At 52.8% G+C, this 13,052-nt stretch carries 10 protein-coding genes and 1 pseudogene; 1 reads left to right on the top strand and 10 read right to left on the bottom strand.

The features are described 5' to 3' along the window. Positions 1 to 307 precede the first annotated feature (307 nt). The 7 genes from hslU to sucC form a co-directional block, all read right to left on the bottom strand. On the bottom strand, positions 308 to 1,711 hold the full coding sequence (gene hslU / locus C812_RS09525; protein ID WP_016312451.1) for an ATP-dependent protease ATPase subunit HslU: 1,404 nt from the start codon (positions 1,709 to 1,711) through the stop codon (positions 308 to 310). Between the two features lie 35 nt (positions 1,712 to 1,746). Then, positions 1,747 to 2,289, bottom strand: coding sequence for an ATP-dependent protease subunit HslV (hslV, locus tag C812_RS09530; protein WP_016312452.1), 543 nt, complete (start codon positions 2,287 to 2,289; stop codon positions 1,747 to 1,749). Positions 2,290 to 2,465: 176 nt separating this feature from the next. Then, complete coding sequence (trmFO, locus tag C812_RS09535) at positions 2,466 to 3,788, bottom strand: FADH(2)-oxidizing methylenetetrahydrofolate--tRNA-(uracil(54)-C(5))-methyltransferase TrmFO (protein ID WP_016312453.1); 1,323 nt, start codon at positions 3,786 to 3,788, stop codon at positions 2,466 to 2,468. Positions 3,789 to 3,856: 68 nt separating this feature from the next. After that, complete coding sequence (gene topA / locus C812_RS09540; RefSeq protein ID WP_016312454.1) at positions 3,857 to 5,956, bottom strand: type I DNA topoisomerase; 2,100 nt, start codon at positions 5,954 to 5,956, stop codon at positions 3,857 to 3,859. Positions 5,957 to 6,065: 109 nt separating this feature from the next. Continuing rightward, positions 6,066 to 7,154, bottom strand: a complete 1,089-nt coding sequence (gene dprA / locus C812_RS09545; protein ID WP_016312455.1) for a DNA-processing protein DprA — start codon at positions 7,152 to 7,154, stop codon at positions 6,066 to 6,068. Positions 7,155 to 7,252: 98 nt separating this feature from the next. Beyond that, positions 7,253 to 8,182: a succinate--CoA ligase subunit alpha gene (sucD, locus tag C812_RS09550; protein ID WP_016312456.1), complete on the bottom strand. Its 930-nt coding sequence runs from the start codon at positions 8,180 to 8,182 to the stop codon at positions 7,253 to 7,255. Positions 8,183 to 8,236: 54 nt separating this feature from the next. After that, positions 8,237 to 9,397, bottom strand: coding sequence for an ADP-forming succinate--CoA ligase subunit beta (gene sucC, locus C812_RS09555; protein ID WP_009222992.1), 1,161 nt, complete (start codon positions 9,395 to 9,397; stop codon positions 8,237 to 8,239). A 562-nt stretch (positions 9,398 to 9,959) separates the two neighbouring features. Between sucC and C812_RS09560 the strand changes: the two genes are divergently transcribed. Beyond that, the gene (locus C812_RS09560; RefSeq protein WP_016312457.1) at positions 9,960 to 11,579 is read left to right on the top strand and encodes a YifB family Mg chelatase-like AAA ATPase; all 1,620 of its coding nucleotides are present in this window, start codon (positions 9,960 to 9,962) and stop codon (positions 11,577 to 11,579) included. 12 nt (positions 11,580 to 11,591) lie between these two features. Here the strand turns inward: C812_RS09560 and C812_RS09565 are convergent, their stop codons facing one another. The 3 genes and pseudogenes from C812_RS09565 to C812_RS22540 form a co-directional block, all read right to left on the bottom strand. Further along, positions 11,592 to 11,984, bottom strand: a complete 393-nt coding sequence (locus C812_RS09565) for a YraN family protein (protein ID WP_016312458.1) — start codon at positions 11,982 to 11,984, stop codon at positions 11,592 to 11,594. Further along, positions 11,977 to 12,282, bottom strand: coding sequence for an EscU/YscU/HrcU family type III secretion system export apparatus switch protein (locus C812_RS09570; protein ID WP_016312459.1), 306 nt, complete (start codon positions 12,280 to 12,282; stop codon positions 11,977 to 11,979). Before C812_RS09570 ends, C812_RS09565 begins: the two co-directional genes overlap by 8 nt. After that, positions 12,279 to 13,052, bottom strand: a pseudogene (locus C812_RS22540) (flagellar hook-length control protein FliK); the annotation flags it as partial. The pseudogene C812_RS22540 and the gene C812_RS09570, both read right to left, overlap by 4 nt.

Consider the following 13,052-nt stretch of genomic DNA (forward strand, 5'->3'; position numbering starts at 1 on the left):
GTTATTTATTGTCTTTCTTTTTGTCTTTCTTACGTCCTAGCATGAAATCTGTTTAATAATGTCATATATCCTAAGTTTCATGGAGATTCGACATATTTACAATAAGAAAAAAGCCCTATCTTTCAATTGTTTATCTCGTTTTTTGGTCAAAAAACTATTTTTTACATAATTATCGCCATCATCCAGCAAAATCCAAAAAGAAAGACCACCCGCCATTACGGCAGAGTGGCCTATTTTTTGTCAAAATTGTGAAAATGGATTAGGTCCTTGGAGAACAAGGCTTTAACCCATATTTTTACGTTTCTCATTACAAAATGAATTGACTCAGATCTCGATCTTGGGCAATATTTCCTAGTTTCTCCCGCACATATTCCGGAGTGATGACCATTTTATCCAACGTCAGTTCCGGTGCTTCAAAGGAGAGATCCTCCAGGAGCTTCTCAAGGATCGTATGCAAGCGTCTGGCACCGATATTCTCCGTATTTGCATTCACCATGGCCGCAATACGAGCGATTTCATAGATTGCGGCGTCCGAGAATTCGATTTCCAGATCCTCTGTGCGCAGCAATTCAATATACTGTTTCGTTAAGGCGTTCTCCGGTTCCGTTAAGATCGACACAAAGTCCTCCAGCGATAAACTGTCAAGCTCGACCCGGATCGGGAACCGCCCTTGGAGCTCAGGAATTAAGTCAGATGGCTTGGCAATATGGAAAGCTCCTGCCGCAATAAACAAAATATAATCTGTTTTGATGGGACCGTATTTGGTCATCACCGTCGAGCCTTCCACAATCGGCAAAATATCGCGTTGTACGCCTTCGCGAGAGACGTCGGGACCGGAGCCCTGTCCCCGGCTGGCAACTTTATCGATTTCATCGATAAAGATGATCCCGGATTGCTCTGCCCGTGTGATCGCTTCCTGAATCAAATCATCTTGATCGATCAGCTTCGCCGCTTCCTCCTGCGTCAACACTTTACGAGCTTCCTTGACGGTCAGCTTCCGCTTCTTGGTCCGTTTCGGTAAGAGACTTCCAAACATTTCCTGCATGTTCATGCCAAGCTGGTCGTTGCCCTGACCGGCAAACATATCCATCATCGTTGGCGTGTTGTCCTCAACTTCAACTTCCACAATGTCGTTCTCCATCTGACCAGACAACAATTTAAAGCGCACCTGACGCCGGCGTTCGGTCAGCGCACTGTCTTCCTCCGGCTGCTCCTGAGCGGTGGAGCCTGCTCCGTTACCGCCCCCAAACAACATCTCGAACGGGTTACGAACGCCTTTGGCTTTATTTTCGGAAGGGACCAAGATCTGAACTAGACGTTCATTCGCAAGCTCCTCCGCTTTATCCTTCACCTTCTCGGTACGCTCGAGCTTGACGGTACGGATCGCCGTTTCGATGAGATCACGTACCATCGACTCAACGTCCCGGCCTACATAACCAACTTCAGTGAATTTCGTGGCTTCCACCTTAACAAAAGGAGCACCAACCAGCTTGGCGAGACGACGAGCAATTTCCGTCTTCCCCACCCCGGTCGGTCCGATCATCAGGATGTTCTTAGGTACAATTTCATCCTGAACCTCCTCCGGCAGCAAGCTTCGCCGATAACGGTTCCGTAAGGCAACAGCAACCGATTTTTTCGCTTGTTTCTGTCCTACGATATATTTATCCAGTTCGGCTACAATTTGTCTTGGCGTTAAGTTTCTTTCGGTCATGATTCGTCCCCCTGACACGATAGTATCAACGATACTCAAAGCTCCTCAACTATAATGTTGTTGTTCGTATATACGCAGATTTCCGAAGCAATCTGCAGGGCTTCACGGGCGATATCCTTCGCTTCCAACCCCGTGGCATGCCGTTTCAGCGCCCGCGCAGCCGATAGCGCAAAGTTGCCCCCTGATCCGATCGCCAGTACATCATCATCCGGTTCAATGATTTCCCCGCCGCCGGAAATCAGCAGCATCCCGGTTTTATCCATGACAATCATCAAAGCCTCGAGCTTACGCAGCACACGATCCTGGCGCCAATCTTTGGCCAATTCAACCGCTGCCCGTTGCAGGTTCCCTGAATGCTCTTCCAGCTTCCCCTCAAATTTCTCAAATAACGTGATGGCATCGGCGACCGAACCGGCAAACCCCGCAACCACTTGACCGCGGTACAACCGGCGGACTTTCTTCGCCGTTTGCTTCATCACGACGTTCTGCCCAAATGTGACTTGCCCGTCACCGGCAATGGCGCCCTTGCCATTGTGGCGTACCGCGCAAATCGTTGTAGCGTGAAAAGATAGCTCCATGTGTTACTTCGCCTTCCTCTCTCGTAGGTTCTCAGCCCTTACGTTTTAGATATACGCAGGAGGGACTGAGGCATTGGGTTCAAGTACTACGTATATTAATGGGCCAGTTCTATCATATGAACGTCCTTGTTTTCAGCATAACCCGTATCCCCCCTAGATTGCAAAAAAACGGTGGATTAACCCAACCGTTCTTCTGCCATAAAGGAGCGTAAGCTATTTAACGCGCGCTTCGCAAGCGCTTCGTTTTTCTCTGCTTTTTTGCGGTAGCGGGTATCCAGCTTCGGAAATAAACCAAAGTTGGCGTTCATCGGCTGGAAGTGTTCGAAATCAGCAGTGGTAATATAGCGTGCCATACTGCCCAGAGTAGTGTCTGCAGGGAATACGATCCCCTCCTGACCTGCGGCAGCTCGGGCTGCGTTAATTCCTGCGATTAGACCGGACGCAGCGGACTCCACGTAACCTTCAACACCGGTCATCTGACCCGCGAAGAAGAGTGATGGCCGTGCTTTCAACTGATAGGTTGGCATGAGCAGCTTCGGCGAGTTGATAAAGGTGTTCCGGTGCATTACGCCGTACCGGACGAACTCCGCGTTCTCCAAGCCTGGAATCATCGAGAAGACGCGCTTCTGCTCCCCCCATTTCAAATGGGTCTGGAAGCCTACCAAGTTGTAGAGTGTCCCGGCCGCGTTATCCTGACGAAGCTGCACCACAGCATATGGGAGCTTGCCGGTGTGCGGATTGACGAGACCCACCGGCTTCATTGGCCCAAACAGAGCTGTCTGCTTGCCGCGCCGCATCATCACCTCGATTGGCATACAGCCTTCAAAGTAAATCTCCTTCTCGAAGTCCTTCAGCTGAGCTACCTCCGCGTTAATTAACGCATCGTAGAAAGCATCGAACTCCTCTTCCGTCATCGGGCAGTTCAAGTAGGCCGCTTCGCCTTTATCGTACCTGGAAGCCAGGTACACTTTGCTCATATCGATGGAATCCTTCTCCACAATCGGAGCGGCAGCATCGTAAAAGTAAAAATAGTCCTCGCCGGTCAACCGCTTAATTTGCTCTGAAAGGGCAGGAGATGTCAGCGGCCCGGTGGCAATCACGACAATCCCGTCCTGCGGGATCTCCTTGATTTCCTCATTCACCACTTCAATCAATGGATGCTCTCTCAGCGTCCGGGTGATCTCCCCCGAGAACCCGTCCCGGTCAACGGCGAGCGCACCGCCGGCCGGTACCGCATTGCGATCCGCCGCTCCCAGCACCAGCGAGTTCAGCATTCGCATCTCTTCTTTGAGAACGCCAACGGCGTTCGTTAACCCGTTGGCTCGCAAAGAGTTACTGCAGACCAACTCGGCAAATTTATCGGTATGATGCGCCGGTGTCTTCACAACCGGGCGCATTTCGTACAACACCACGGGGATGCCGCGGCTCGCGATTTGCCATGCCGCTTCACTGCCGGCCAATCCCGCGCCGATGACCGTTACTTTATTCGTCATGTTCATGTCCCCCTACTAAATCTCATGCTGAATTTCTTAGCTGTCTCAGAACCCGCACAAACGGCGGGCTCAACTTATTCATCTGTTTCGTCGCTTTCTTCAATGGCTTCTACGTAGTCGCAGGAGGTACATTGCAGCTTCCCGCCTTGCTTATTTCGCTTCTCTACGAGCATTGAACCACATTTTGGACAAGGCTTTGGTGAAGGCTTATCCCACGAAACAAAATCGCATTCCGGATAACGGTCGCAGCCATAGAAGACCCGTCCCTTTTTACTCCGGCGTTCGACCACATGCCCTTCCTTACATTTCGGACAGGTGACACCGATGTCCTTAACGATCGGTTTCGTATTCCGGCATTCCGGGAAACCCGAGCAAGCCAAAAACTTCCCGAAACGTCCCAATTTATAGACCATCGGTCTTCCGCATTTTTCACAAATCTCATTGGAGACTTCGTCTTCGATTTCGACTTCCTTCATTTCCTCTTCGGCAACCCGAAGACGTTTCTCAAACGATTTATAAAACTCGCTCAGCACTCTTACCCAATCCTCGGAACCTTCTTCAACATGGTCCAAGTCCTCTTCCATATGGGCGGTAAATTCCACATCAAGGATTTCCGGGAAGAATTGCTCCGTCTGTTCGATGAGGAGCTCGCCTAACTCAGTTGGGACAAACTTCTTGTCCTCAATCGCTACGTAGCCGCGTTTTTGAATGGTTTCCAGGGTTGGCGCGTACGTACTCGGACGTCCAATGCCGAGCTCCTCCAAAGTTCTCACCAAACGCGCCTCCGTATAGCGAGGCGGGGGTTGGGTAAAATGCTGCTTCGGTTCAATCGACTCTTTCGCCAGTTCTTCCCCTTTCGTCAGGGGTGGCAAAAACTTGTCGTCCTCATTGGCGTTGCCATCATCGTTGCCTTCCACGTACACCTTCATAAAGCCAGGGAAGCGGATCTTCGACCCAACCGCGCGGAACGTTGCTTCGCCAGCGGCAATATCCACTGACATCGTGTCCAGCACGGCAGAAGTCATTTGGCTGGCCATAAAACGATCCCAAATCAATTTGTACAGCCGATACTGATCCCGGGTGGTGAACTCCTTCACCGATTCAGGATCTCGCATCGCCGATGTTGGACGGATCGCTTCATGGGCGTCCTGCGCGCTGGCAGCCTTCTTGGAATATTGACGCGGCGTTTCAGGCGCGTAGGCTTCACCAAATTTATCTAGGATATATTGCTTGGCTTCCTCTTGGGCGGAAGTAGCGATTCGCGTCGAGTCTGTACGCATATACGTGATCAGACCAACAGTCCCTTCTTTGCCGAGGTCAACCCCCTCATACAGCTGCTGAGCGATCGACATCGTTTTGGCTGCCCGGAAATTCAGTTTACGCGCTGCCTCCTGCTGCAGGGAACTGGTTGTAAACGGCGCCGCCGGATGGCGGAGACGTTCCTTCTCCTTCACATCGACCACGCTGAATTTGGCCTTCTCGATCGATTTCAGAATTTCCTGTACCTGCCGTTCGTTCTTTAGCTCGATCTTCTCACCTTTGTACTGGTGAAACTTCGCTTCGAACGAAGAGCCTCCCGTCTTCAGCTTCGCCGTAATACTCCAGTATTCTTCCGGGACAAATTCAGAGATTTCGTTCTCCCGGTCCAAGATGATTTTCACCGCTACGGATTGCACGCGGCCAAACGACAACCCTTTTTTGATCTTCTTCCACAGCAGCGGGCTGACTTTATAACCAACCAGCCGGTCCAAAATCCGTCTGGCTTGCTGCGCGTTCACCAGATCCATATTGATGGGGCGCGGATTTTTGAAGGCGTCTCTAACCGCTTGCTTCGTAATTTCATTAAATACGACGCGGCATGTATCCTTCTCATCCACGTCCAGCACATGGGCCAGATGCCAAGCAATCGCTTCTCCTTCGCGATCGGGGTCGGCTGCCAGATAGATTTTTTTCACTTTTTTGCTGGCATCCTTTAATTCTTTTAATACAGAACCCTTCCCACGGATTGTAATATACTTCGGACTGAAGTCGTTCTCTACTTCAACCCCAATTTGGCTCTTGGGCAAATCGCGAACATGACCCATTGAGGCTTTCACGATGTATTTGCTGCCTAAGTATTTGCCAATCGTTTTCGCCTTGGCAGGCGATTCCACGATGACGAGTGAATCCGCCACAGGTTCGTCCTCCTCTCAAACAATACGAAACTCAAAAACTGGTGTTCATTGTAATCAGGTAAAATACTCATATAGTCATATATTCAAGCCACTCTCGGTTAGGAATGGACTATATTAGCTGGTATACGGAGCCGGGGAGTTGAACCGCCGTTTTTTTCATGATTAAAGATAACAGAACTGAATGTAAAAGTCCAAAATCCCACCCGGTCTGCACTAGCAGATCATCAAAACTCGTGATGCCCTGCTCCAACATATGGTATATGCGGCGCTCCTCATCTGTCAACTTGTTTCCTGTTACCGCTTCCTTTTTCGTCTCCTTCGCGGCAGGTAAAAAGGCCTCGTAATCCTCCCAAATATCCTTGGCTTCGGTTACGATTTTGGCTCCCTGCTTCAAAAGCCACAAGGTGCCCCGGCTTTTCGGCGAGGTAATCGGCCCGGGGACAGCAAACAGGTCGCGATTTTCCTCCAGCGCCTTATCGGCCGTGATCAAGGAACCGCTGCGGGCGTCGGCCTCCACAACCACCGTACCATGAGCAATTCCCGCAATGATCCGGTTGCGCTGCGGGAACATCCCGGGATGGCCAGGTGTACCGATCGGATATTCCGAGATGACAAGCCCTTGCTCGGCGATGCGGCGATACATCGAGACATGCTCCGGAGGATAAGCAACGTCGATCGCAGTGCCTAATACGGCTATGGTTGTTCCTCCTGCCTGCAAAGCCGCTTCATGGCAAACTCCGTCAATCCCGCGGGCCATCCCGCTCACGATCGTGATCCCAAGGGCGCAAAGCTCACCGGCTAAGGCAGCTCCTACCTTTCGTCCATAGGCGGTTGGCGTCCGCGTACCGACCATCGCGACAGAGAGGCCGTTCAGCAGCCTGGTATCGCCTAGAGCATACAAAACCCATGGCGGCTGAGCGGTCTCCTTCATTAAAATAGGATACTCCAAATCCAGCCTTGTAATTACCTGTATGCCTTTACCGTCGTACTGTTCCAGTTGGGCCTCAATCCAGTCCCGAGTGAACCGCTCCGACAGCCGAAGTGACAGTTCTGGACCCAGTCCCCGCTCCCTCCAGTCCGCTGCGGTAAACTCGATGGCATGCTCCCAGTCCTCATCATATGCAACGATTTGCTGCAGCGTTTTCCAGCCTACCCCGGGGAATTCATGTAATCCCGCTAGTACCCATTTCTTCTCCACATCTAATCCCTCCTTGAAAAATAAAAAAAGCAACCTCCTCGAGCCGTTTATGGCTAAGAAGGTTGCTTACCTTTGGGTATGATTATATCAAAAATAGCTTAGCGTGTCGTGCACAATTCTAAAAGGCCGCGTTCTTCCAGAACACTAACCAGCGTTGCGCCCATCTCCGAAGGCGTAGGCGCTACTTTTATGCCACAGGACTCCAGCTTAGCGATTTTTTCCTTCGCCGTTCCTTTACCGCCGGAAATAATCGCACCGGCATGCCCCATCCGTTTCCCTGGAGGAGCCGTCACACCGCCGATAAAGCCGACGACAGGCTTCGTCATATTTTTCTGGATCCATTCGGCAGCTTCTTCTTCAGCGGTTCCACCGATTTCCCCGATCATGATCACGGCATGCGTGTTGTCATCATCATTGAACCGGCGCAAAATATCAATAAACTCCGAGCCCTTCACCGGATCACCGCCGATACCAACCGCCGAAGATTGCCCGATGCCGCGAGTCGTCAATTGATGCACCGCTTCGTACGTCAATGTGCCGCTGCGCGACACGACACCGACATGACCAGGCAAATGGATATAACCCGGCATAATGCCGATTTTGCATTCGCCTGGAGTAATGACGCCTGGGCAGTTTGGACCGATCAGCACGGTCTTTTTCCCTTCCATATAACGTTTCACCTTCACCATATCGAGGACTGGAATCCCCTCGGTGATGCAGATAACCAGATCCATTTCCGCTTCTACGGCTTCCAGGATCGAATCGGCTGCAAATGCCGGCGGTACGTAAATCACGCTGGCAGTAGCCCCCGTCGCTTCCTTCGCTTCGCGAACCGTGTTAAACACCGGCAGGCTGACGGTTTCGCCGTTCTCCAACGTAATATCCACCTTCGTGCCGCCTTTGCCCGGAGACGTTCCCCCGACCATTTGCGTACCGTAGTCAAGCGCTCCTTTGGCGTGGAACAATGCGGTTTTCCCGGTAATTCCCTGGGTGATGACCTTCGTATTCTTATCGACCAAAATACTCATATTTCGAGCCTCCCCTTATGGATAGGTGATTGCAATGTGAGGTACCACTCTAAATTACGAAACGAGCGAAACGATCTTCTGAGCGCCATCTGCCATCGAGTCGGCTGAAACAATTGCCAGCCCCGATTCAGCAAGAATCTGCTTGCCAAGATCAACGTTCGTACCCTCAAGGCGCACAACGAGCGGACGGTCCAAACCAACCTGCTTCGCGGCTTCCACGATCCCTGAAGCAATCACGTCGCATTTCATGATGCCGCCAAAAATATTTACGAAAATCCCTTTCACCTTAGCGTCCGACAAAATAATTTTAAAGGCTTCCGTGACCTTCTCTGCCGTCGCACCTCCCCCAACATCGAGGAAGTTCGCCGGGTCTCCGCCATAATATTTAATGATGTCCATCGTCGCCATCGCCAGACCGGCCCCGTTCACCATGCAGCCGATGTTCCCATCAAGCGCAATGTAACTGAGGTCGTACTTCGAAGCTTCAATTTCCTTCTCGTCCTCTTCTTCCAAGTCGCGCAACGCCAAAATGTCCTTATGACGGAACAGTGCATTGGAATCGAAATTCAGCTTCGCATCCAGCGCCAGGACGTTACCATCTCCGGTGACGACAAGCGGATTAATCTCCGCGATGGAACAATCTTTGTCCACAAAAGCTTCATACAAAGCCATCATAAATTGCGTGGCTTTGCCTACTAGTTCATTTGGAATATTAATGGAGTATGCCAATCTGCGGGCTTGGAACGACGTCAAGCCAACAGCCGGATCAATCACTTCTTTGAAAATTTTCTCCGGAGTAGCGGCTGCCACTTCTTCAATTTCCGTGCCGCCTTCCTCAGAGGCCATCATCGTCACGCGGCCTGTACCACGGTCCACGACAACGCCAACGTAATATTCCTTCTTGATATCGCAGCCTTGCTCGATTAAGAGGCGTTTGACCTCTTTCCCCTCTGGTCCCGTTTGATGGGTGACCAGTACCTTGCCGAGGAGTTCCTGGGCATAGGTTCTCACCTCATCCAAGCTTTTGGCCACTTTAACGCCGCCGGCTTTACCGCGGCCCCCGGCATGAATTTGCGCCTTGACCACGACAACCGGGGTCCCCAGCGCTTTCGCCGCTTCGACAGCTTCCTCGACCGTAAACGCCACGCGTCCTTCAGGAACGGCCACACCGTACTGCTTTAGGACTTCTTTTCCTTGATACTCATGGATATTCATGCGTAAAATCCTCCTATCAACAGGCGGTATTTTAGAGGGTCCAAAACCTGCGGCTTGTGGTCCCCCTTCTCGAAAATATCAGCTGAAACCCAGATTATTGTACCACTTTTTTGAAACGCTTTCCTCAAAAAGTTCATCATTTATACACAACTTTTTTATATCATTTTCATCTCAAAGTGAGATGAATACTTGACGCAGCTGGGGAGAAAGTCCGAAGTTCTATAAACCGCTTTCAAAGTATCAAGGAGTTGCAGGGTCAAGAAAAATTCATGCGAATCGGTTTAACTTAACAACGACATATTTTTCACATGCATCTCATCATGAGATGAATTTCGACGAACATCAGCAATTTCTTGAAATATTGTAAGTTGTGAAAAAATTGCTTGTCAGTTTTCTTCTCTCTTCCATCCGATTGGAACCCAAACCCTCAACTTGACAATCATTAACGTTCGTCCTAGAATACGTGTAGCTAAATGAATAGGGAAAATAAGGAAGCACCTTTTTCCAATTCGGACCTTGCCGAAGCAAGGCACAAATCGATAGGAATGAGGTGTTTTTTGTTATGTACGGTAAATTGCACAGCGCGTGTTTGTACGGGATTGACGGTGTAATCATCGAGGTCGAGGTTGATTTATCCAGCGGCATTCCGCAAACGAACATCGTCGGATTGCCAGATTCGGCCGTTCGCGAAGCGATTGACCGGGTCCGGGCAGCAATCAAAAACTGCGGCTATCGCTTTCCGCTTCAGCGCGTAACGATTAATCTAGCGCCGGCGGACCTGCGCAAGGAAGGCTCGGCCTTCGATCTGGCCATTGCACTGGCGATATTAGCGGCTAGTGACCAGGTGAGATTGCCGCCGGAGGAGCGCTTGTTGATCATCGGAGAGCTGTCGCTGGACGGCACGCTGCGTCCGGTGCCCGGCGTTCTGTCCATGGTGGATCGGGCACGACGCGACGGCTTCACAGCCGTGCTGCTCCCGCAGAATAATACCGAAGAAGCACTGCTGCTTGGCGGCATTCGAGTCTATGCGCTCAGTCATTTGCGCGAGCTTGCTCCTCCTTCTCCCGAAGCCAAGGGCCCAGAGGCCGCCCATGCGTTGCCATTGCACTCCACCCACGAGCAAGATGGGCAGGCTCCGCTTATCCTTCAAACCTTAAACCATCTTGAGAAAAAGACGGAAGGCCCGGGCACAGCGGCACCGCTTCCTCCCCTGCTCGATTACAGCGATGTAATTGGTCAGCGGCAAATTAAGCGGGCGCTGGTCATCGCCGCCGCCGGGTTCCATAATATCGTGCTGATCGGGCCACCCGGCACCGGTAAGACGATGCTGGTACAGCGATTGCCATCCATCCTGCCGCCCTTAACGCTGGAAGAATCGTTAGAGGTTACGAAAATCTACAGCTCTGCCGGTAAGTTGAACGACTCCGGGCAAGGGCTGATCCAGCGCCGTCCCTTCCGCTCGCCGCACCATACGATATCTGCCGGCGGCCTGATTGGAGGAGGTGGGATCCCGAAGCCGGGGGAAGTGAGCCTCGCTCACCATGGCGTATTGTTTCTTGACGAGCTGCCGGAGTTTTCGAGGAATGTGCTGGAGGTACTGCGTCAGCCGCTGGAAGATCGCGTCGTCACCATCAGCCGCTCCCGGGCTTCGTTCACGTTCCCTGCTCATTTCCTGCTAGCCGGGTCGTTAAATCCGTGTCCGTGCGGCTACCTCGGGGCCGAACCTCCGCTGCCCGCCTGCACCTGCTCGCCTTGGCGAATCGCCCAATACCGCGAAAAAATATCCGGCCCTTTATTGGACCGGATTGATATGCAGGTGGAGGTGCCTCGCCCGCAGCGTTGGCAGGACGATCCGCAGCCGCTGGATTCCGCGGCGATGCGGGAGCAAGTGATGGCGGCTGAACGGATTCAACAGGAACGCTATCGAGGCTGTCGAATCTCCCGGAACAGCGAGTTGTCCGGCAGCCTGTTGCGTAGGTTTGCACCGCTTGACCGTGACGCCACCAAGCTCCTCCAGGATTGTTTTGCTACACTGGGACTGAGCATGCGGGCGTATGACCGGATCATTAAACTGTCCCGAACAATTGCCGATCTGGAAGGAGAAGCTGATATCCGCGCCGAGCATGTCGCCGAAGCGATCCAATACCGGCAGCTGGACCGGCGGCATGAAGTTGCGGGATGAAGCCCCTCGCCGTCAGAAAGCGGCTAGAATATGCTCCAGCGCGATCGTATCGCCATACCCAAACGTTACCGCGATGACATCAAAGCGAAGGTTGGCGTCTGATTGGCCTCTGCGATGCAAATACACCGCGGCTGTGTCACGAACCTGCTTGATTTTGCGGGCATTCACCGACTCAGCCGGTGTGCCGAAAGCCGCAGCCTGTTGGCTGCGGCTTCGGACTTCTACGATCACGAGAAGGTCTCGTTTGCTGGCTATGATGTCAAGTTCTCCGCTGCGGCAACGCCAATTTCGCTCAAGAATCGTATATCCCTGTGAAATCAGATGCTCACAAGCGGCCTGCTCCGCTTTTCGGCCGCGTTCTTTGCGGCGATCCCCTCTTTGCCCATTGATGCCAAGGTTACTCAAAGAACAACCCTCTTTCTACCATTTTATCTGATCGATAAATAAAGGTTAGAATTTCGGCAACCAAATCATACAGTTCCGCAGGAATCTGTTGATCCAAATCCAGCTTGGATAACACCTCAACCAACGCAGCGTCCTCTTGGATCGGAATCCCGTGCTCCAGCGCTGCGTCCAGGATCCGGTCAGCGATGAGACCCTTGCCTTTGGCTACAACGACTGGAGCCTCCCCCTGGCCGGGATCGTATTTCAAGGCGACTGCTTTTTTGAAAGCCAAGCTGGATGCTTGCGGTTTTTCCTTCATACGCGGTAATCCACTCCTTTGTATACGCTAGGCGCGTAAGACATCGGCTGGCTGAAATCCGCTGTATTGCCTTCCGCTTCATCCGGCAGGATCAAAGGCTCCGCCTTCAGCGATAAAAGGCGATATCCCGCCTTCTCCAGCGCCTCGCTCACTTCGTCCTGGCGGGATTCCAGGAAGGCTCCAGTCGCTTCTTTCTCACTATAGATTTTGAGCAGCACCTTCTTGTCGGCGACCTGCACGTCGACCATAAGTTGACCCAGCGTCTTCATCTGCAAATCGAACCATAACCGACAGTTGGCCGGATCCAGTTCACCCTTCCGACCGCGCCGCGACTCGATGTGCACGGCAGCGGTTTGCCGACCGTCCGGACCGATCAAAGGCAGGAACATCGTCACGTGCGCAAACGGCGCGGTCCGGTCGGTATTGAGCAGCAGCTGCTGCCCGGTCAGCTGCTGAACAAGCTGGCGCGCCGCCTCTTGCAGCGGCGCAGGCAGATCGTCTGAGGCCATCACCTGCAGGAGAAGGCCTTTCAGCGTCTCGTGCGCAGCCGTGCTCGCCGCCGTCACGTTGCTGCCGCTGCGCACGGCTGCGGCTGTGGCTTCGGCGCCAAGCGGCTGCGCTTTCCCGGGCGGGAGCTCCGCTTCGCCCGGGGCCGCTCCGCCCGCCGCTGCCACATGGCGCAGCGGCGTTGGCGCCGCCTCCGGCGCGGCCGCAGGCCCGCTGCCGGGCACCTGCCCGCCGGGCGGCTCCACGCCCCCGGCGGCAGCCCG

The sequence above is a fragment of the Paenibacillus barengoltzii G22 genome (assembly GCF_000403375.2).
Taxonomy (GTDB): domain Bacteria; phylum Bacillota; class Bacilli; order Paenibacillales; family Paenibacillaceae; genus Fontibacillus; species Fontibacillus barengoltzii.